General features: G+C 73.4%; 18 protein-coding genes. 13 read left to right on the top strand and 5 right to left on the bottom strand.

Annotated elements, in window-relative coordinates:
- Positions 1 to 127: 127 nt before the first annotated feature.
- Positions 128 to 1,369, bottom strand: coding sequence for an ABC transporter substrate-binding protein (locus ACGF5C_RS26255; protein ID WP_393305737.1), 1,242 nt, complete (start codon positions 1,367 to 1,369; stop codon positions 128 to 130).
- A 149-nt stretch (positions 1,370 to 1,518) separates the two neighbouring features.
- Between ACGF5C_RS26255 and ACGF5C_RS26250 the strand changes: the two genes are divergently transcribed.
- Positions 1,519 to 2,778: a Gfo/Idh/MocA family protein gene (locus tag ACGF5C_RS26250; protein ID WP_393305735.1), complete on the top strand. Its 1,260-nt coding sequence runs from the start codon at positions 1,519 to 1,521 to the stop codon at positions 2,776 to 2,778.
- Between the two features lie 32 nt (positions 2,779 to 2,810).
- Here the strand turns inward: ACGF5C_RS26250 and ACGF5C_RS26245 are convergent, their stop codons facing one another.
- Positions 2,811 to 3,182, bottom strand: coding sequence for a BTAD domain-containing putative transcriptional regulator (locus ACGF5C_RS26245; RefSeq protein WP_393305733.1), 372 nt, complete (start codon positions 3,180 to 3,182; stop codon positions 2,811 to 2,813).
- Complete coding sequence (locus ACGF5C_RS26240; RefSeq protein ID WP_393305731.1) at positions 3,179 to 3,592, bottom strand: hypothetical protein; 414 nt, start codon at positions 3,590 to 3,592, stop codon at positions 3,179 to 3,181. Before ACGF5C_RS26240 ends, ACGF5C_RS26245 begins: the two co-directional genes overlap by 4 nt.
- Positions 3,593 to 4,119: 527 nt before the next feature.
- Between ACGF5C_RS26240 and ACGF5C_RS26235 the strand changes: the two genes are divergently transcribed.
- From ACGF5C_RS26235 to ACGF5C_RS26220, 4 genes are all read left to right on the top strand, one after another.
- Complete coding sequence (locus tag ACGF5C_RS26235; RefSeq protein WP_393305729.1) at positions 4,120 to 5,334, top strand: hypothetical protein; 1,215 nt, start codon at positions 4,120 to 4,122, stop codon at positions 5,332 to 5,334.
- Between the two features lie 181 nt (positions 5,335 to 5,515).
- Positions 5,516 to 5,851, top strand: a complete 336-nt coding sequence (locus ACGF5C_RS26230; protein ID WP_393305727.1) for an ArsR/SmtB family transcription factor — start codon at positions 5,516 to 5,518, stop codon at positions 5,849 to 5,851.
- Positions 5,851 to 6,354, top strand: coding sequence for an SRPBCC family protein (locus tag ACGF5C_RS26225; protein ID WP_393305725.1), 504 nt, complete (start codon positions 5,851 to 5,853; stop codon positions 6,352 to 6,354). Before ACGF5C_RS26230 ends, ACGF5C_RS26225 begins: the two co-directional genes overlap by 1 nt.
- A gap of 94 nt (positions 6,355 to 6,448) precedes the next feature.
- A complete protein-coding gene (locus ACGF5C_RS26220; RefSeq protein WP_393305723.1) occupies positions 6,449 to 6,850 on the top strand; it encodes a DUF2267 domain-containing protein in 402 nt (133 codons plus the stop codon).
- 82 nt (positions 6,851 to 6,932) lie between these two features.
- Here the strand turns inward: ACGF5C_RS26220 and ACGF5C_RS26215 are convergent, their stop codons facing one another.
- Entirely contained in the window at positions 6,933 to 8,390 is a 1,458-nt protein-coding gene (locus ACGF5C_RS26215) for a pyridoxal phosphate-dependent decarboxylase family protein (protein ID WP_393305721.1), read from the bottom strand.
- Between the two features lie 411 nt (positions 8,391 to 8,801).
- Here ACGF5C_RS26215 and shbA point away from each other — a divergent pair, with 411 nt between their 5' ends.
- From shbA to ACGF5C_RS26195, 4 genes are all read left to right on the top strand, one after another.
- Positions 8,802 to 9,380 (top strand): RNA polymerase sigma factor ShbA, encoded by a 579-nt coding sequence (shbA, locus tag ACGF5C_RS26210; protein WP_393305719.1) that lies wholly within the window; start codon positions 8,802 to 8,804, stop codon positions 9,378 to 9,380.
- A complete protein-coding gene (locus tag ACGF5C_RS26205; RefSeq protein WP_393305717.1) occupies positions 9,377 to 10,162 on the top strand; it encodes an anti-sigma-D factor RsdA in 786 nt (261 codons plus the stop codon). Before shbA ends, ACGF5C_RS26205 begins: the two co-directional genes overlap by 4 nt.
- A gap of 245 nt (positions 10,163 to 10,407) precedes the next feature.
- Positions 10,408 to 10,878, top strand: coding sequence for a hypothetical protein (locus tag ACGF5C_RS26200; RefSeq protein WP_393305715.1), 471 nt, complete (start codon positions 10,408 to 10,410; stop codon positions 10,876 to 10,878).
- 201 nt (positions 10,879 to 11,079) lie between these two features.
- Positions 11,080 to 12,309, top strand: coding sequence for a PucR family transcriptional regulator (locus tag ACGF5C_RS26195; protein WP_393305713.1), 1,230 nt, complete (start codon positions 11,080 to 11,082; stop codon positions 12,307 to 12,309).
- Positions 12,310 to 12,488: 179 nt separating this feature from the next.
- Here the strand turns inward: ACGF5C_RS26195 and ACGF5C_RS26190 are convergent, their stop codons facing one another.
- Positions 12,489 to 14,402: a Xaa-Pro dipeptidyl-peptidase gene (locus ACGF5C_RS26190; protein ID WP_393305711.1), complete on the bottom strand. Its 1,914-nt coding sequence runs from the start codon at positions 14,400 to 14,402 to the stop codon at positions 12,489 to 12,491.
- 242 nt (positions 14,403 to 14,644) lie between these two features.
- Here ACGF5C_RS26190 and ACGF5C_RS26185 point away from each other — a divergent pair, with 242 nt between their 5' ends.
- Genes ACGF5C_RS26185 through ACGF5C_RS26170 form a run of 4 tightly spaced genes read left to right on the top strand, consistent with a single transcriptional unit; the run spans position 14,645 to position 18,718 of the window.
- Complete coding sequence (locus tag ACGF5C_RS26185; protein ID WP_393305709.1) at positions 14,645 to 15,535, top strand: carbohydrate ABC transporter permease; 891 nt, start codon at positions 14,645 to 14,647, stop codon at positions 15,533 to 15,535.
- Positions 15,532 to 16,833, top strand: a complete 1,302-nt coding sequence (locus ACGF5C_RS26180) for an ABC transporter substrate-binding protein (protein ID WP_393305707.1) — start codon at positions 15,532 to 15,534, stop codon at positions 16,831 to 16,833. Before ACGF5C_RS26185 ends, ACGF5C_RS26180 begins: the two co-directional genes overlap by 4 nt.
- The gene (locus tag ACGF5C_RS26175) at positions 16,830 to 17,840 is read left to right on the top strand and encodes an ABC transporter ATP-binding protein (RefSeq protein WP_393305705.1); all 1,011 of its coding nucleotides are present in this window, start codon (positions 16,830 to 16,832) and stop codon (positions 17,838 to 17,840) included. Before ACGF5C_RS26180 ends, ACGF5C_RS26175 begins: the two co-directional genes overlap by 4 nt.
- Positions 17,837 to 18,718 (top strand): carbohydrate ABC transporter permease, encoded by an 882-nt coding sequence (locus ACGF5C_RS26170; RefSeq protein WP_393305703.1) that lies wholly within the window; start codon positions 17,837 to 17,839, stop codon positions 18,716 to 18,718. Before ACGF5C_RS26175 ends, ACGF5C_RS26170 begins: the two co-directional genes overlap by 4 nt.
- The last annotated feature ends 6 nt before the right edge of the window (positions 18,719 to 18,724 follow it).

The following is an 18,724-nucleotide window of genomic DNA, read 5'->3' as shown; positions in this document are numbered from 1 at the left end:
CGGGGGGGGGGGGGGGGGGGGGGCGCGCGGGCCCGGGCCCCCCCGCGACCCCGTGTTTCCCCCCCACCCACAAACCTTCGGGGGGGGGGGGGGGGGGGGGGCCCCCCCCCCCCCCCCCGCGCCGGCACTATCCGAGCAGCGGAGTGGCGGCCTTCGCCGCGTCCTCGAGCGCCTGGTCCACGGACTTCTTGCCGAGCAGGGCGGCCTGGATCTCCGGGGAGAGGACGCCCTGCACGTCGCGGGCCTTCTCGTGCAGCGGGCCGACCGTGCTGGTGGCCACGTGCTTCTCCTGCTCCCCGAGGACGGGGTCACTGGCGTACAGCGGACCGCTGGACTTCCTGGGGGAGAAGAGGCTGGCACCGATGTCGTACTTCTTGGTGTTCTCGGCGTTGGTGGCGAAGGCCAGCCACTTGCCGGCCGCCTCCTTGTCCTTGGAGGTCTTCAGCATCGACAGCGAGCCGACGGTGCCGTAGCCGATCTGCTTGGTCTCGGTGAAGTGCGGGACGACCTGGATGTTCTCCTTGCCCCAGAACTTCTCGATCTCGGCGACCGGCGTGTACCAGCTGCAGCCGACCTTGTTCTGCGCGACGCGGGTCTGCTCGATCGGCGGGACGGCGGTGAGCATGGACTTGTCGACGTAGCCGCCGTCGACGAGCTGCTTGAGGAAGTTCAGCGCCTTCTTGCCGGCGTCGCTGTTGAAGGCGACCGACTTGCCGTCCGGGCTGAACACGTCGCCGCCGGCCTGCCAGAGCAGCGGGTAGAAGGTCTGGTTCAGGGTCTGCTTGGCGTCACCGGCGTACGAGATGATGTCGTAGCCCTTGGCCTTGAACTTCGGGGCCAGGGTGAGCAGGTCGTTCCAGCTCGTCGGGTAGTTCGTCTCGCCGACGGCCGCGAAGACCTTCTTGTTGCAGATCGGGGTGGAGGCGCTGGTGAGGATCGGGGCGCCCATCATCTTGCCGTCGATGGTCACCGACTGCACCACGTTCGCGTGCAGGTCGCTCTTGGTCGCCTCGTCGAGGTACTTGTCGACGGGCTCGATGTTGCGGGCGTACTTGGGCAGCTGGTCGGGGATCAGGTAGACGACGTCCGGCCCCTTGTTGCCCGCGATCGCGGTGGCGAGCGCCTGGTCGCGGTTGGCCCAGGGGAAGATCTCGACCTTGACGTTGATATCGGGGTTGGTCGCCTGGAACGCCTTGATGGTCTCGTCCCAGTGCGCGCGGTGCTTCGCCTCGTCGAAGATCGCCGGATATGTCCACATTGTCACGGTCGCCTTGCCGGAGTCACCGGAGCCGGAACCGCCACAGCCCGTAGCCGCGAGCGCGGCGACGGTCGCCACCGCCACGGCCGACAGGCTCTTCCGAACACGCATCTCGCATCCTTCCGGGGGAGTCAGGTTCGCAGTACATTAACTTACGGTCCGGGCCGATACTAGAGCCCGTATGCACCGAGGTCACATCGTTACTGTTCGGGTGAATACCTGGATAGATCGATCCAGAACCGTAATAGCGAAGGACTCCGATGACCGTCACCCTCGCCGTCGTCGGCGCCGGCAACCGCGGCAGCACGTACGCCGGATACGCACTGCGCCACCCCGAGCGGGCCCGCGTCGTCGCGGTCGCCGATCCGCGGCCCGCCCACCGCACCGCGCTCGCCGACGCCCACGGCGTCGCGGCGTCCGCGTCGTTCGAATCATGGCAGGACCTCGCCGCGCAACCCCGACTGGCCGACGCCGTCGTCCTCGCCACCCCGGACCGGGAGCACGCCGAACCGGCCGTCCGCCTCGCCGACCTCGGCTACCACATCCTGCTGGAAAAGCCGATCGCGCCCGGCGAGGCCGAGTGCGAGGCCGTCGCCGCGGCGGCCGAGCGGACCGGCGCGCTGCTCGCCGTCTGCCACGTGCTGCGCTACACCCGCTACACCGACGCGGTGAAGCGGTACGTCGACAGCGGGGCGCTGGGCCGGATCATCGGCGTGGAGCACCTGGAGCCGGTCGGCTGGTGGCACTTCGCGCACTCCTACGTCCGCGGCAACTGGCGCCGCGCCGAGGACTCCTCCAGCAGCCTGCTCGCCAAGTGCTGCCACGACCTGGACTGGCTGCGCTACGTCGTCGACGACACCCCGACGCGGGTCAGCAGCGTCGGCGCGCTGCACCACTTCCACCCCGGCAACCGGCCGCGCGGCGCCGCCGACCGCTGCCTCGACTGCCGGGTCGAGTCGACCTGCCCGTACTCGGCCGCCCGCTTCTACCGCGCCTGTCTCGCGGACCCCGACCGGCACCAGTGGCCGCTGGCGGTGGTGACCCGCGACCTGACCGAGGAGGGAGTGGACGCCGCGCTCCGCGACGGACCGTACGGCCGGTGCGTCTACGGCGGCGGGAACGACGTCGCCGACCACCAGAGCGTGACCGTCTCGTTCGCCGGCGGCGCGACCGCCACCCTCACCATGAGCGCCTTCACCCCCGGCGGCCACCGGCGCACCCGGATCATGGGCACCCACGGCTACCTGGAGGGTGACGGCGAACAGGTCGCCGTCACCGACTTCGTCACCGGCGAGACCGTCACCACCGATACCCGGGGCGGCGGGGCGGACGCCGGCTCCGGCCACGGCGGTGGCGACATGGCGCTGATGGCGGCCTTCGTGGAGGCGGTGGCCACCGGCGACCGGTCCCGGATGCGCTCGGGGCCGCAGGAGTCCCTGGACAGCCACCGGATGGCGTTCGCCGCCGAACGCAGCCGGCTCGCCGGAGGCGCCCCGGTGGCACTCGCGCCCGCCGGCTGACCCCGGGGCGCCGCACGCCGCCGGCGCCTCCCCTACGCCCTGCGCACGCCACGCTCCGGCGGCAGCGCCAGCATGCGCGCTGTCGCCGGGCTCGGCGGGATGCCCAACTCCTGCCGCAGCACCCGTTGGCAGGTGGCGTACGCCCGCCGCGCCTCGCTGACGTTGCCCTCGGCCAGATGGATCCGGATCACCGACCGGTGGGCGCTCTCCCGCAGGGCGTCATGGCGGAGCACCGCGAACGCCACCTCCAGCGCCAGACCGAAGTGCCCTTCGGCCGCGAGGTGGTCGGCGAAGGCCTCCTGGACGTGCAGGCACAGTTGCCGCATCCGCTCACGCTCGTCGACGAGCCACTCGTCGTCCCAGTCGTGGAGGAGTTCCACGTCGCTGTCCGGCAGGCAGGTCATCGCCTCGGGCCCTGGCCGTCCCCCTGGGTCAGCCGTCGGGCCACCCGCACCAGGTCACGGGCGTCCACGGTGACCGTGGCGCCGAGGTCCAGGGACGGCCCGACACCCGCCACGAGACCGGGAACGGCCCGGTTGGCGCGCCACATGGCGGTCCGCAGGCTCGCCAGCGCCCGGTCCTCCTCGTTGTCGGGCCAGAGCTGTCCCGCCAGCCGGCTGCGGCCCGCCCGCCCGCGCAGGGCGAGCAACGCCACCAGCCGTTGCACCCCGAGGGGCAGCGCGACATCCTCGCCCCCGACGACCAGGCGGAAGCAGCCGAACAGGGTGACCGAGACCGGTGACGGCGGAACAGCCCCGGCGCTCCGCGGTGCGCCCGGCCCGCCGACAGCGCGATCGACCAGGCGGTGCGGCATGCGCCAACTCCTCAACTCGGATGTTTCCGTCCAAACCGGAGACAACGCACTTTATCTCCGGAAAACGCCTCCCGTCAGCGCTTACCGCGAACCTCGACCGGGCCGCACGGCGGCGCCACGCACCACGGTCGGCACCCGGCCCCACCCCCAGGTGTGACGCGGACGTGACGAGCGGTTGATGAGCCGGGCCCATGCTGACGCCCATGACCAGCTTCCCGGGGAGTCCGCGCACCTGCACGGTGCCGTCGTCGCGGTCGACCTCGGTGCGCCGGCAGCCCGGCCCATCGTCTTCCAGTACAACCCTGACCAGGTCACGCGGACGGTCCGCCCGCGCGGCGGCCCCGACTCGCCCTCCGCCGGCCCGGCCGACCCGCACCGTCTCTCCGGCACCCCGGTGGAGACCATCTCGCTGACCCTCGAGGTCGACGCGGCGGACCAGCTCGCCAACGGCGACGAGGTCGCCGCGGCGATGGGGTCATGCCGCACCTCGCCGCGCTGGAGCTGCTGCTCTATCCCCCAGCAGCCGGATGATCGAGAACGCGGCGCTGCTGCTCACGGGCGCGATCGAGATCCTGCCGGCGCAGGGCCCGCTGACACTGCTGGTCTGGGGCCCCGGCCGGGCCCTCCCGGTGCGGATCGAGGGCATCAGCATCGTCGAGCAGGCGTTCGACCCCGAACTGTTCCCCACGAGAGCCTCCGTCGACCTGTCCGCCCGGGTGCTCTCGTACGCGCTCAAGGCGCGCTCGGCGGCGGAACTCGGCTACCGGAAGGCGCTCGGCGAGGCCGCCGGTCGGCTGATGGGCTCCGGCGGCGCCGTCGACCCGTGGCCCCTGGTCAAGGTCATGTACTACGCCGCCCGCAGAGGCGTACAGACGGTCGCCGAGCTGCGCAGGGACGCCCGGCTGATCGAACTCATGGGCGACGTGTCGAAGATGACCCGCGCCAGCCGCACCGAGATCACCACGGCGTTCCGCCGGGTGCGGCGGATCATCAGCACAGGTGAGCGACGCCGGATGGACGAGGCGACGATCATGCGGTACGTCGACCAGTTCGCCGCCGAGCGGCCCGACGAGGAGGCGTTCGCGGCGCTGCTGAAGGACATGAGGGCGTGGCGACCGCCCACCCAGGAGCAGGTCCTGGCCGAGACCAGGCTCACGGCCGCCAGCGAGCAGCTCGCCTCGCTGCGGCGGACGAGAGCAGAGCTGGAGGCCGAACGGACCGCCCTGCGCCAGGAGCCGGCGGGCAGCCGGGACACGGCGCGGATCCGGGAGATCGACCAGGAACTCGTGGAGCACGACGGCCTCGACCTGCGGACCGGCCGACCGACCGGCGAGGGCCTGATCCGGCGGGCCGAGGAGGCGCTCGGCAAGGCCGAGCGACTGGCCGAACAGGCCCGGCTGGACCCGACCACCCGCATGCGGCAGGTCTTCGGCGCGTCGAAGGAACGCGCCGACCTCCTGGCGAAGGTGAAGACCGACCAGGTCGGCCCCCTGCGGACGCCGCCCCAGGGACTCGAGGTGGACCACGTCGTCTCGCTGAACCGGATGTCGCAGATGGCGGGCTTCGACAAGCTCAGGGCCACCGAACGCGCCGCCCTGGCCGTACGCAGGGACAACCTCGTCGTCATGGACGCGTCCGCGAACAGCTCCAAGGGTGAGCGCAGCTGGGCGGGTGGCGGCAGTCGTCGACCTTCTACGGCCCCGACGTCGTCGCCACCTGGACGGCCCGGGACGCGACGTTGACCAGGACCATCCAGGACTGGATCCAGGCGACCGTCCGCAGTCGCTGAGGAGGCGGCCGACCCACCGCCGGATCGGAGACCAGCGGCGACACCGCCCGAGCCCGCACCACCGCAGACACCCCGACAGCCCCGCGGCCGGAAACTCTTGCCTCCCCCGCTTCGTAAGCCTAGGCTTACCGTTCGTGGACACTTACGGTTGGGGCGCTCTCGGTCTCCTCGGCGATCCCACCCGCCGCGCGATCTTCGAGCTCCTGGCCCGACGCCCGCGCTCGGTGGGCGAGCTTGCCCAGCAGTTGCCGATCAGCCGCCCGGCGGTGTCCCAACACCTGCGGGTGCTCAAGGACGGCGGCCTGGTCGTCGACCATGCGGCCGGCACCCGTCGCATCTACCACCTCAACCCGGACGGGCTGGCGGCCATGCGGGCGTACCTGGACCGGGTCTGGGACGAGACGCTCACCGCCTTCCAGAAGGCCGCCGAGGCGGCCCCCGCCGATCCCGAATCCGAACAGGAGCAGTGATGGACAGCCCATCCACAATCCCCGCGATCCGCCGGACGATCACCGTCGACGCCCCCGTCGAGCACGCCTTCCGTGTCTTCACCGAGTCCATCACCAGTTGGTGGCCCGCCGAGTACCACATCGGGCGAGCCGAGTTCGCCGAGACGGTTCTGCAACCGGGCGAGGGCGGGCGGTGGTACGAGCGCGGCACCGACGGCAGCGAGTGCGACTGGGGCCGTGTGCTCGCCTGGGAGCCCCCGCACCGACTGCTCCTGACCTGGCAGATCAGCGGCGAGTGGCAGCACGACCCGGACGCCGCACGCGCCAGCGAGATCGAGGTGCGGTTCATCGCCGCCGGGCCCGACCAAACCGTCGTCGAGCTCGAACACCGCCACCTCGACCGGCTCGCCGGCGGCAGGGCGATGCACGACGCGGTCGGCGGTGACGGCGGCTGGACCGGCGTCCTCCAGCGGTTCGCCAAAATGGCGGCGGGCGGAGCCGGGCAGCCCCCGGCCACCTCCTGACCGACGCGGACCCGATCCGGGATGCCGAGCCGGCCGTTTGCCGCGCCGGCACCCGGGTAGACGCTGCTACCCGTCGGAGAGGGAGGCCCGGAAGGTGGACAACAGCGAGTTCATCGACTCGGTGGCCAAACGCCTGCGCACGTCGCCCGAGCAGGCCACCGCCATCACGCGCGCCACGCTCACGACCCTGGCGGAGCGGATCGACGGGGGCGAGGCGCGGGACCTCTCCGCCCGGCTTCCCAACGAGCTGCGGGCCTACGCGTTCGCGCCCCGGGACAAGGCACAGCGCTTCGGTATCGACGCGTTCGTCCAACAGGTCAGCGGACGGGCCGAGGTCGACGGGACGACGGCGAAGGCCGGCATGCGGGCGGTTTTCGACACGCTGCGCGAGGCCATCCCGCCCGGCGACTACGACGACGTCATCACCCACCTCCCCGCCGAGTTCTGGGAACTCACCGACTCGGCGGGACGGTACGACGGCGGGCGCAGCCGATAGTGGGCGCACCGGGTCGACCAGCCGGCGCTGGCCGCTGCGTGCTCCGCGCGAGCCGCGCTGCGACGAACTGACGCGGTCCCGGTCAGCCGGTCAGCTTGGCCGTCAGCTCGCGGACCACGTCGACGAGCAGGTCGATGTCGCCCTCGGTGGTGCGCCAGTTGACGATCGCCGGCCGCAACGCCACCCGCCCGTCGTACAGGGTGGTGCCGGCGTAGACCCGGCCGTCCGCCAGCAGCGCGGCGCCCAGCCGCCGGTTGAGGTCGTCGAGGGCCTCCCCGGGCATGCCGGGCGGGTTGGCGCGGAAACAGACGATGTTCAGCGGCACGTCGGCGAGCCGCTGAAGCTCCGGCGCCTCGTCGACCAGCCCGGCCAGCCGCTGCGCCAGGTCGAGGTGCCGCTCGACCATCGCCCGGTGCCCGTCCCGGCCGTACGCGGCCAGGGTCGCCCAGATCGGCAGCGACCGGGCCCGGCGCGACGACTCCGGCCCGAGCAGCGCGTAGTCCGTCCCACTGGGCGGTGACGGCAGCGCGCTGTGCTCCCCCGGCAGGTACGCCGCGCCGGGCATGCCGAACGCCGCCGGCAGCCGCGCCGGGTCCTTCAGGAACGCGAACCCGCTCTCGTAGGGCACGTTGAGCCACTTGTGGCCGTCGCCGGCGATCGAGTCGGCCCGCTCGATCCCGTCCACCAGGTGACGGGTGCGCGGAGACAGGGCGGCGAAGATGCCGAACGCGCCGTCGACGTGCAGCCAGGCGCCATGCCGCTCGGCGATGTCGGCCAGCTCCGCCACCGGGTCGAAGTCACCGGCGTTCACCTCACCCGCGCTGGCGATCAGCACCGCCGGGGCGTCGATCTCGGCGAGCCGGCGCTCCAGCTCGGCGAGGTCGACCCGGCCCACGCCGTCGCGGGCGAGGACCTCGACCGAGTCCCGCCCGTGCCCGAGCAGTTGCAGGGCCTTGCGATCGCTGGCGTGCACGTACCCGCCGGAGAGCACCGGCATCCGCGGCAGCCCGGCCAGCCCCCGCGCCGCCACGTCCACCCCGTGCCGTTCGGCCCACCAGTGGGTGGCGGCGGCGAGCCCGGTGACGTTGCCGAAGGTGGCGCTGGCGACCAGCGCACCGCCGAACCGCTCCGGCAGGCCGAACAGCTCCCGCAGCCAGGTCAGCGCGATCGTCTCCGTCTCGGCGGCGAGCGGGGACGAGGCGCGGAACGCGGCGTTCTGGTCCAGCAACGCGGCGGTCCAGTCGCCGGCCAGCGCCGCCGGGGTCACCCCGCCGATGATGAAGTGGAAGAACCGTGGCCCGGCCGAGTGCGTGGCGGCGGCCGTACCGACCCGCAGCAGCCGGCGCACCGCGGCGGCGGCGCCCTCGCCCCGCTCCGGCAGCTCGCCGTCGCCGGCCGGCCGCCACAGCTCGCGCAGCAGCGGCTCGGTGCCGGGGTCGTGCACCAGCCGGTCCGGCAGGGACGACAGGTAGGGGCCGGCGGCTTCGTACACCTGGCGCAGCACAACGTCGGCGTCGCCGTCGCGCAGTGGATCGGTCACGGCGGTGGCCTCCTTGGTGGTCGTCGCCGGGCCGGTCGGCGGCCGGCACGGGCCGCGCACCTCGGGTGGCCCCACCCTGCCACCCGACGCCGGCGGCCGCGCCGACCAATTCCGGTGCGGTGGCCCGTCCCGACGCCGACCCGGCCGCTGCTGAGCCACCTGAACCAGTACCGGCGCAACGCCGACCGGGCGACCGGCTGACCGCCGAAGGACTTCGTCAGCCCCTGTACCGTCTCACCTCGACGCCCACGGTTGCCTCCGTGACTGCCTACTGGGGACCTCGCCGCGACCGGCCCGACCGCAGCAACTACCTTCCGACGGGCGTCGGGCACGGAACGTGCGCTAGGCAAACGGGGCCGGGCTCGATAGCGTGCCCGTAATCCGCTGGTAATGAAGGTGTTCCGCGACGCGATGACGACAACGATCGAGCCCGAGCTCGTCCGCCGGGCCGCCGAGGGCGACCGGGCAGCCGTCGCGACGCTGCTCAGCGACGTCCGTCCCGGGTTGGTGCGTTACTGCCGCGCGCGGCTGGGCCGGATCGGCGGCGCGTACGTGACCGCCGACGACGTCGCCCAGGAGATCTGCCTCGCGGTGCTGCGGGCGCTGCCCCGCTACCGGGAGCAGGGCACGTCCTTCGCGGCGTTCGTCTACGCCATCGCGGGGCACAAGGTGGCCGACGCGCAGCGCGCGGCCGTACGGGCCGCCTCCGTCACGGTGACCGACACGCCTCTCGACCGGCCTGCCGCGGAGCCCGGGCCGGAGCAGCAGGCCGTGGCCACCGACCTCGCCCGCCGACTGTCAGTGCTGCTCGACCGCCTGCCCGACGTGCAGCGGGAGATCGTCGTCCTCCGGGTGGCGGTGGGTCTCTCCGCCGAGGAGGTCGGCACCGTCGTCGGCATGTCCGCCGCCGCCGTCCGGGTGACCCAGTCGAGGGCCCTTGCCCGCCTTCGTACCCTGGCAGGCGACACACTCGACGAGGTGGCGGCATGAGCGAGCAGACCCGCGACGGCGGCGAGGAGCTGGACCTGGCGACGATCGCCCGGGACGACGAGCTGCTCGACGCGCTCGGCCGCGGCGGGCCAGGACCGGCGGGCGACGACCTCGCCGTGATGCTGGCCGCCTGGCGGGACGAGCTCGCCGACGGCGACCACGCGCTCAGGCCCGCCGGGGAACCCGTGCCGATGAGGAAGGCCCGGCCGGCGCCGCTCGGCCGGGGGGTGCTGCGTCTCGCCGCCGCCGTCGTCGCGGTCGCTGCCATCTCCACCGGGCTCGGAGTGGGCAGCAGGCACGCCGGGCCGAACAGCCCCCTGTGGTCCCTGACCAGGGTGCTCTATCCGGAACAGGCGGACGTACGACTCGTCGAACACACCATCCAGCGCGCCCGCACCGCCGCCACCGCAGGTCGGGTGGACGAGGCCCGGGCACTGCTCGCGGAGGCGCGGACGGAGCTCACCGCGATCGACGACCCGGCCGCCGCCCGCCGACTGGCCGCGGAACTCGACTCCCTGCAACACTCGCTGCTCGGTCCGGTGGCGACGCCCGGCGCACCGTCGACGGGCGCCTCGCCCCCGGCGCCCTCGGACGGCGGGGGGCCGGCGACGCCCGCCAGGCCCGCCCCGTCGCAGCCCGGGAAACCCACGCCCGACGCATCCCCCACCCCCGGCCTCGTCGTCCCGTTGCCGGGGTCGCCCACGCTGCGGCCGGACCCGGGTCCGCCCACGCGCCCGCCCCTGCGCGAGCTGCCCCTCCCCAACGGCCGCATCCTGGGCTAGGCGCCGGGCCGAGCGGCGGCCCGCGCCGGCTGCCTCGACGTCGGGCAGCGACCGGGATGGGGGCTCCGGTCACCGCGCGCATGTTGACGTCGGCCTCCCGAAACAGCAAGGGCAGGGGCCTGATTCTCGCTATGTGATTCGTCATACCGGAACGCTGTTACGAATCGCGGCGCCGTGCCGACAACAACATGGGAGCGCCCTCGTCCGACGGCGGCCCTCGATCACTGCGCACTACCGAGGATGGGGTGACCCCGTTGTTGCCTGACCCGCACCCTGACCACGCCGCCCGGCTGCCCGGCCTGTTCCGGGCGGTGATCGGCGCGATCGACGAGGCAGACTGGGACTTCAGCGTGTCGTCCGAGGGCCCGTTCCGGGTGGGGGACGTGCAGCGGGAGGTGGTCCAGGTGTCGGCGTGGAGCCACACCGGTGATCGACTGTGGGCGGTCTTCGTCGCCGACGCGCCGCCCGGCCGGCCGCGTCCGCCGTTCGCGCCGCTGCACGCGCTGGTGGGGCAGGGGGTGGGGGCCGCCACCGCCACCATGGCCGACGCACTGGCATTCGTACGCGGGCATCCCCACTCCGGACACCCCGAGCCCGCGCCCGATCGGCCGCGCCGGCCGCAGGGCCCCGACGGACGGTCCTGCTCGGCGGCCAGGCCCACGCGGCGGCGCTCCTCACCCGGTCCACGGACCGGGGGCAGCACCTGCACGAGGTGATCGACACCGCCGCCGAGACGCCGCACGGCCTGCCGTTGTAACGCCAGGGGCCGCCGACCGCGCTCACCTATTGACGAGCTGGTCAGATCTTGATCGACTCCGGTCGGGGAGGAACGATCCGAGGCAGCACGGAGACACCACGGACAGGCCGCACGCCCGTGTGGGGCACCGGTGGCGCAGGTCGGGCGACCGGAGGGACACATGCAGGGTGAGCTGCAGCGCATCGTCGACGCTCTCGCCGCCCACGTCGGGCGTCCGGCGTTGATCGAGGACCGGCGTCAGCGCCTGGTCGCCTACAGCGAACACACCGGGTTGATGGACGACGTCCGCAAGGCGTCGATCCTGCGCCGGCAGACCACGCCCGAGGTGATGGCCTGGTTCCGTGACGTCGGCATCCTGGAGGCCCGGGAGCCGGTGCGCACGCCGCCGTCGGCGGAACTCGACCTCCTGCCCCGGGTCTGCGTGCCGATCCGGCACCAGGACCTGCTGCTGGGCTTCGTGTGGTTCATCGACCCGGACGGCACCATGACCGGCGCGGACATCGAGGCCACCGGGCTGGTGAGCGAGCTGTCGCTGGCGCTCTACCGGGAGAACCTGCTCGGGGAGCTGGCCTCCCGACGCGAGACGGAGGCGGCGCGCACGCTGCTGTCGGACAGCGAGACGACCCGTGACCGGTCGGTGCGGGCGCTGCGGGAGGCGGGGCTCATCGTCGGGGACGCGCCGGCGACCGCCCTCGTCGCGCAGCTCGTCACGCCCGGCGGTCAGGCGCCCGACGAGACGGCCCGCTTCGCGCTGGAGCAGGCGCTGGTCAGCACCCGGCGCTGGATCGGCACCCGGGAGGCGCTGCACGTGGTACGCGACGACCACGGCGTGCTGCTGCTCTGCGGCGACCGGGGGGCCGGCCGCCCCTCCCCCGAGGTCGCCGCCAAACTCCTGGACGACAACCTCCAGCAGGCGATCCGTGGGCTCGCCTCGGTCGAGCGCACCGTCGTCGGCGTCGGGCAGGCGCGCTCGGGCCTGGCCGACGCCGTCGGGTCGTACGCGGAGGCGCTGCAGTCCGCCCGGGTGGGCGTCCGGCTGCCCGCCCTGGGCCGCGTGGTCTCCTGGTCCGGCCTGGGCATCTACCGGGTGCTGTCGCGGCTGGACGACCGGCACCTCGACATCGCCGACGTGCACCCGGGGCTGGAGCGGCTGCTGCGCGAGCAGGCGAACCCGGTGCTGTTGGACACCCTGGAACGCTATCTGGACCTGGCCGGCAACGCCCACGCCACCGCGGAGCAACTGCGGCTGCACCGCACCACCCTCTACTACCGGCTGCAGCGGATCGAGGAACTCGCCGAGACCGACCTGAAGGACGGCAACGAGCGACTCTGTCTGCACCTGGCGCTGAAGCTGGGCCGACTCACCGGCCACTACCGGCCGGAGGGCTGAGCCGCGCTGAGGCCGGGCGGAGAGCTGAGGCCGCGCTGAGACCGGCCGGAGAGCTGAGGCCGCGCTGAGACCGGCCGGAAGGCTGAGGCCGAGGCGGCGAGCGGCCCGCCGGGACGCGGACCGGTGGCGACGGGCGGGACGGGACGCCCGGCGCACCGCGCGTCCCGTCCCCGGGCCTCCTACAGGCCGGCCCGCACCGCCGCCGGCCGGCCGCCGACGACGGGCAACTCGATCCGGCTGCGGTCGAAGTGCACGGTGATGTCGGCCCGGTTCTGCTTCGCCCGGCTGCTGTAACCCGAGTACGAGCCGAGCAGGACCACGCCGATCTGGTGACCGGTGTCGAAGACGTAGTCCTCGGGGAGCAGCCGCACGTCGACGGCATTCCTGGCACCGGGCACCAGCGGTGTCGACACGGTCGGCGAGGTCAGGTTGAGGCCATCGAGGATGCCCTTGGTGACCAGTTCCTGCGGGTTGCTGGCCACGGTCTTCTCCGTCTGCCGGTAGCAGGCCTCCTCCGCGTGCCCGCCCCAGGTGGCCTCGCCGCCCCAGCAGTCCTCCCCGGCAAGCGTGCGGATGCCGTCGCCGGAGGTGCTGAACCTCGGCCGCGTCCCGTAGTCGACGAGCAGGCCGGCGAAGCTGGTGTCCGTGCCGTCGACCGACGCGTTGATCTTCACCACGGGCGAGCCGGAGACGTGCAGCGGCGCCCGCAGCGGCCCGGACAGGAACACCAGCCGGTTATCCGTGTTCGCCAGCGGGTCCGACGGGTGCCGGATGGCGTTGGTCTGGCTCATCGAGGGCGTGTCCTGGAACGTCGCCGAGGCGTTGCCGGGGTGCGGGCGCACCGACAGCCCTCCGGTTGCCCCGTCCACGCCGGGCTGCAGGAACACCTGGGTCGGGCTGGCGCCCGGCAGCGGCCAGGTGGGGTGGGACTCCCAGACGTCCGGTGCGCGCTCGACGTCGACCGCGGGTTCGGCCATGATGCCGTTGTCGATGCCGTACAGCCAGTAGTCGAACCACCGGTGCAGCGTGTCCACCCACCTGGCGCGGCGGAAGTCGAACGGGTCGACGTGGCCGGTGCCGGTCAGCCAGAGCTTGCGGGGGACGTCGTGCGCCGCCAGGGCGTTCCACCAGGTGCTGAAGTGGTCCGGCCGGACATTGTTGTCGTTGAGGCCGTGCACGACGAAGACGCTGGCGCGCACCTGGCCGGCGTGCGGGACGTAGTCCCGCTCGGCCCAGAAGTCGTTGTAGTCGCCCGTGACGTCGTCGACGCCGTCCCCGAGCCGGTCCCGCACAGGCGCGCAGTGCGCCCTGCGGTCGGGATCGGTGACGGTGTTGGCGAGGCTGCCCGAGTAGTTGTTGGCCCGGGTGACGAGGCCGTTGCTGCGCGAGTAGTCGTACCAGCTGGAGATGGCCGAGATCGGCACGATGGTGGCCAGCCCGTCCACCCCGCTGGCCGCGGCCGCGTTGGCCAGCGTGCCGTCGTACGACTTGCCGATCATGCCGGTCCGGCCGTTGTGCCAGTCGGCGACGACGGCGCGGCCGGCGGCGTCCCGGCCGGGGCGGCGGCCGTTGAGCCAGTCGATCGCCGTCGGCGCGCTGACGTTGTCGGCGCGACCGCCGGTGACCGGGCAACCGGTCGAGTTGTTGGTGCCGATCATGTCCAGCAGCACCACCGCGTACCCGCGCGGGACGAAGTAGTTGTCGTAGTACAGCGGCCAGCGGTCGTTGAGGCCGTCGCCGTCGAGGTCGGCCTTGCACTCACCCTCGTTGCCCCGGCACACCGTGGAGTAGTAGGGGCTCGCGTCCATCACCACCGGCACACGCAGCCCGCCGTCGCCGGCCCGGGGCCGGATGATGTCCATCGCGACGACGTCGCGCACGCCGTCGGCGTCGGTGTCGACGTCGGAGGTGACGAAGACCCGCTCGCGGATCGCGTCGCCGTAGCCGAACACCGGCTGGGTGACCCCGCCCTCGACGACCGGCCCGAGGCTCTCCGCGGCGGGCCGCGCTGTCGCGGTGGCCGCCGGCAGGCCGACGGCCACGGTCGCCACGACCACCACCGCCGCCCGCCACCAGGTTCTCGTGGTTCGCATCGCGCTCCTCCCGTTCCGGCACCCGCCGTCGGTCCGCCGCACCCCGTCGGGAGGACCAGGAGGTCGGCGGGCCAACAGATTGATCGAAGCGTACGAATGGGCACGCGGCCGGTCATCGGACACGTGTGGCAGGTGCGCGTCCCCGGCTCCTACGTCTGTCGCAGGCACCCCGGCCCCCGCCGCCCACCGTCGGCGTACGACAGGCGTAGGAGGCGGCGGCACGCGATTCCAACAGGTGCCCGATGACCGGACGGCGCGCCGGCCATAGGTTCGGCGACGTGCGGTTGTCGGGTCGCGCCACGATCCCGCGGATCATCGGGCGTTTCGTGGTACCGGCCCTGTTCGCGGCGCTGTTCGCCGCCCCGCTGTGGTTCATGGTGGTCGGCTCGCTGCGGCCCGCCGGCCTGCCCCCGCCGCGTACCCTCGAACTCCTCCCGCCCGAGCCGACGGTGGCCGCCTACGCCCGGCTGCCCGAGCTGATCCCGCTGTTCCGCTACCTGGCGAACTCGGCGCTGGTCGTCGCGCTCGCCGTGCCGTTGACCGTCGCCGTGGCGTCGCTGACCGGTTTCGGGCTGCGGCTGCTCGCGCCGACCGCCCGGCGGCGGGTGCTCCTCGGCCTGCTGGCGGTGCTGCTCGTCCCGGCCACCGCCGTGTGGGCGACCCGCTTCGAGTTGTTCCGCCTGGCCGGCGTGGTCGACACGTACGTCCCGCTGCTGGCACCGGCGGTGCTGGCCGGCAGCCCGTTCCTGGTGCTGCTCTACGCCTGGAGCTTCGGCGGGGTGCCGGAGACCCAACTCCAAGCGGCCCGCCTGGAGGGTGCCGGGTGGTTGACGGTCTGGCGCCGCGTCGCGATGCCCCAGGTGCGCCCGGCGACCCTCGCGGTGGCCGTGCTGGCCTTCACGTTCCACTGGGCCAACTTCATCGACCCGCTGTTGTACCTGCACAGCGGCGACCGGTACACCTACCCGCTCGGCCTGCAGTTCCTGCGGCTGTTGAACCCCACGGACTGGCCGCTGCTGATGGCGGGCTGCGTGGTCGCCACCGTCCCGTGCGTACTGGTGTTCCTGCTGGCCCAGCGGATCCTGCTGGACGACGACCCCCTGGCCGCGCTCAGATCTGGAGGACGCAGTTGACGATCACCCGGGCACGACGGTGGACCGCCCTGGTCATGGCCGCCCTGCTGGCCGGCTACGCAGCCGGCTGCGGCGGCGGTGACCGCCCCGACGAGGCGTCGGGCATCACCGTCGTGCTGTTCGGCGACGCCGAGGAGGTCGCCGGCTACCGCCGCATGGTGGCCGCGTTCGAGGAGGCCCACCGCGACGTCGACGTCAACCTCTCCCCGGTCGCCGGCCAGGACGAGCTGATGGCCCGGCTGACCACCTCGTTCGCCGGCGGCAGGCCGCCGGACGTGTTCCTGCTCAACTACCGCCGCTACGGGCAGTTCGCCGCGCAGGGAGCGATCGAGCCGGCGCAGTCCTACCTGGAGCGCAGCACCGTACTGAAGGAGAGCGACTTCAGCCCGCAGGCGCTGGACGCCTTCCGCTTCGACGGCAAGGCCCTGACCTGCCTGCCGCAGAACCTCTCCTCGCTGGTCGTCTACTACAACGCCGACCTGTTCGCCGCCGCCGGCGTACCGCTGCCGAAGGCCGGCTGGACCTGGGACGACTTCCTGGGCGCCGCCCGCGCGCTGACCCGCGACGGCCGCTACGGGGTGGGCGTGGAGCCGTCCGTGCCCCGGCTCGCGCCGTTCGTCTGGTCCAACCGGGGCGAACTCGTCGACGACCCGACCCGCCCCACCACCCTGACCCTCACCCGGGACCCGGCCACCCGCAGGGCCGTCGACTGGTTCCTCGACCTGCAACTCACGCACCACGTCGTACCGCCCGACGCCGAGGAGCAGAGCGAGTCGAGCGAGGCCCGGTTCCTGCGCGGCACCCTGGGCATGTACCTCAACAGCCGGGTGGCCGTGCCGACGCTGCGTACCATCGACGGCTTCACCTGGGACGTGGCGCCGCTGCCGGTCGCGCCGGGCGGCGTGCCCGCGTCGATCCTGCACAGCGACGCCTACTGCATGGGCGCCGGCCTGCCCGACCACGACGACGCCTGGCGGTTCATCGAGTTCGCGATGGGCCCGGCCGGCCAGCGGATCCTCGCCGAGTCCGGCCGCACCGTCCCGTCCCGGCTCGACGTCGCCAACTCCCCGGCGTTCCTCGACCCGGCCGAGCCGCCGAAGTCGTCGCGGGTCTACCTCGACGCCGCGCCGCACCTGCGCGCCACCCCACGCACCGCCACCTGGTCCCGGGTGGAACGCGAGGCGGACACCCTGCTGGCGGAGGTCTTCTACGGCCGGGTCGGGCGCGAGGAGGGGCTGCGCCGGCTGGAGGAGCAGAGCCGGCCGTTGTTCGCCCTGCCGGCGGGAGCGGGCGGGTGACCGGACGCGGGGCCATCCGGCTGGAGTCGCTGACCAAGTCGTACGGGCGGACGACCGCCGTCGACGGGATCGACCTGGACGTGCGGGCCGGCGAGATGATCACCCTGGTCGGGCCGTCGGGCTCCGGGAAGTCCACCGTCCTGCGGCTGATCGCCGGGCTGGACCGGCCGGACCGCGGCCGGGTCGTGGTCGACGGCCGGGACGTCGCCCTGGTGCCGCCGCACCGGCGGGCCGTGGCGATGGTCTTCCAGGACTACGCCCTCTACCCGCACCTCACCGCGCTGGGCAACCTGACGTTCGGGCTGCGGGTGCGCCGGGTCCCCCGCGCCGAGGCCGACCGGCGGGCCCGCGCCGCGGCCGAGCGGCTGGGGATCGCCGACCTGCTCGACCGGCACCCCGACGAGATGTCCGGCGGGCAGCGCCAGCGGGTCGCCCTGGCCCGCGCCCTGCTGCGCGAGCCCAGCGTCTACCTGCTCGACGAGCCGCTGTCCAGCCTGGACGCGCCGCTGCGGTTCGCCACCCGGGCCGACCTGCTCGCCCTGCACCGTGACCTCGGCACGACGACCGTCCACGTCACGCACGACCAGGCCGAGGCGATGACCCTCGGCGACCGGGTGGTCGTCCTCGACGGCGGCCGGGTCCGGCAGGTCGGGCCGCCGCAGCAGGTCTACGACGAGCCCGTCGACACCTTCGTGGCCGGCTTCCTCGGCTGCCCGCCGATGAACCTGGTGCCCGGCGGCGGCGCGCTGGGCGGCCGGCCGGGCGTGACCCTCGGCGTACGGCCGGAGGACCTGGCGCTCGACGCCGAGGGCCCGGTCGAAGCGACCGTCGAGGCGGTGGAGGCGCTCGGCAGCGAGGCCGTCCTGCTGACCCGGTGCCCCGACGGCACGCGCCTCGTCGTGCGGACCGGCCCGCGGCCGGGCGTACGGCCGGGCGACCCGGTGCGGCTGCGCCCCGACCCGGGCCGTGTCCACCGCTTCGACACCGCCACGGGGCGGCGCCGGTGAAGGCGGTCCGGGCCGGCCGGCAGCTCACCGCCTGGGCGTTCCTCGCCCCGTACGCCGTGGCGGTCGCGCTGCTGGTCGCCCTGCCCGCGCTGCTCAACGTCGGGTACGCGTTCACCGACCACACCGGGCTGACCCGGGACCCGCAGTTCGTGGGCCTGGCCAACGTACGCCGGATGCTGGCCGACGGTTTCCTGCTCGACAGCGTGCGGGCGTCCCTGACGCACGTGGCGCTGGCCGTGCCGGTCCGGCTGCTCGCCGCGGTGGGGCTCGGGCTGCTGCTCGCCGCGCCCCGGCCGGGCGGGCGGTGGTTCCGGGTCGCGGTCTACCTGCCGACGGTCGTCCCCGACGTCGCACTGGCCGTGCTGTTCCTGTGGGTGCTCAACCCGCTCTACGGCCCGCTCAACCAGGTGCTCGGGCTGTTCGGCCATCCCGGCTTCACCTGGCTGTCGGACCCGACCACCGCCCGGGTGGCGGTGGTGCTGATGCTGGCGTTCCCGATCGGCGAGGGCTTCGTCGTCGTCCTCGCCGCCCGCCGGATGCTCGACGGCCGGCTGTACGAGGCGGCGGCGCTGGAGGGCTGCGGCCCGTTCGGGCAGTTGCGCCGGCTCACGCTGCCGCTGCTGGCTCCCGTGCTGGTGCTGCTGGCCGTCCGCGACACGATCCTCACCCTCCAGGTGAACTTCGTCCCGGCGTACGTGCTCACCGACGGCCGACCCGCCAACGCCACGCTCTACCTGCCCGTCTACATCTTCGACCAGGCCTTCGAGTTCTCCGGCTTCGCGTACGGCGCGCTCATCTCGACGGTGCTCATGGCGGTCACGGCCGTCGTCATCACCGCCCTGTTGCTGATGGTGCGACGCTGGCGGGTGCTGCGGTGAGGTGGC

Origin of the sequence: Micromonospora sp. NPDC047620 (genome assembly GCF_043205005.1) — a bacterium.
Classification (GTDB): Bacteria; Actinomycetota; Actinomycetes; order Mycobacteriales; family Micromonosporaceae; genus Micromonospora.
The sequence above is the reverse complement of the archived record's forward strand: the minus strand, read 5'-3'. Positions and strand labels throughout refer to the sequence as shown.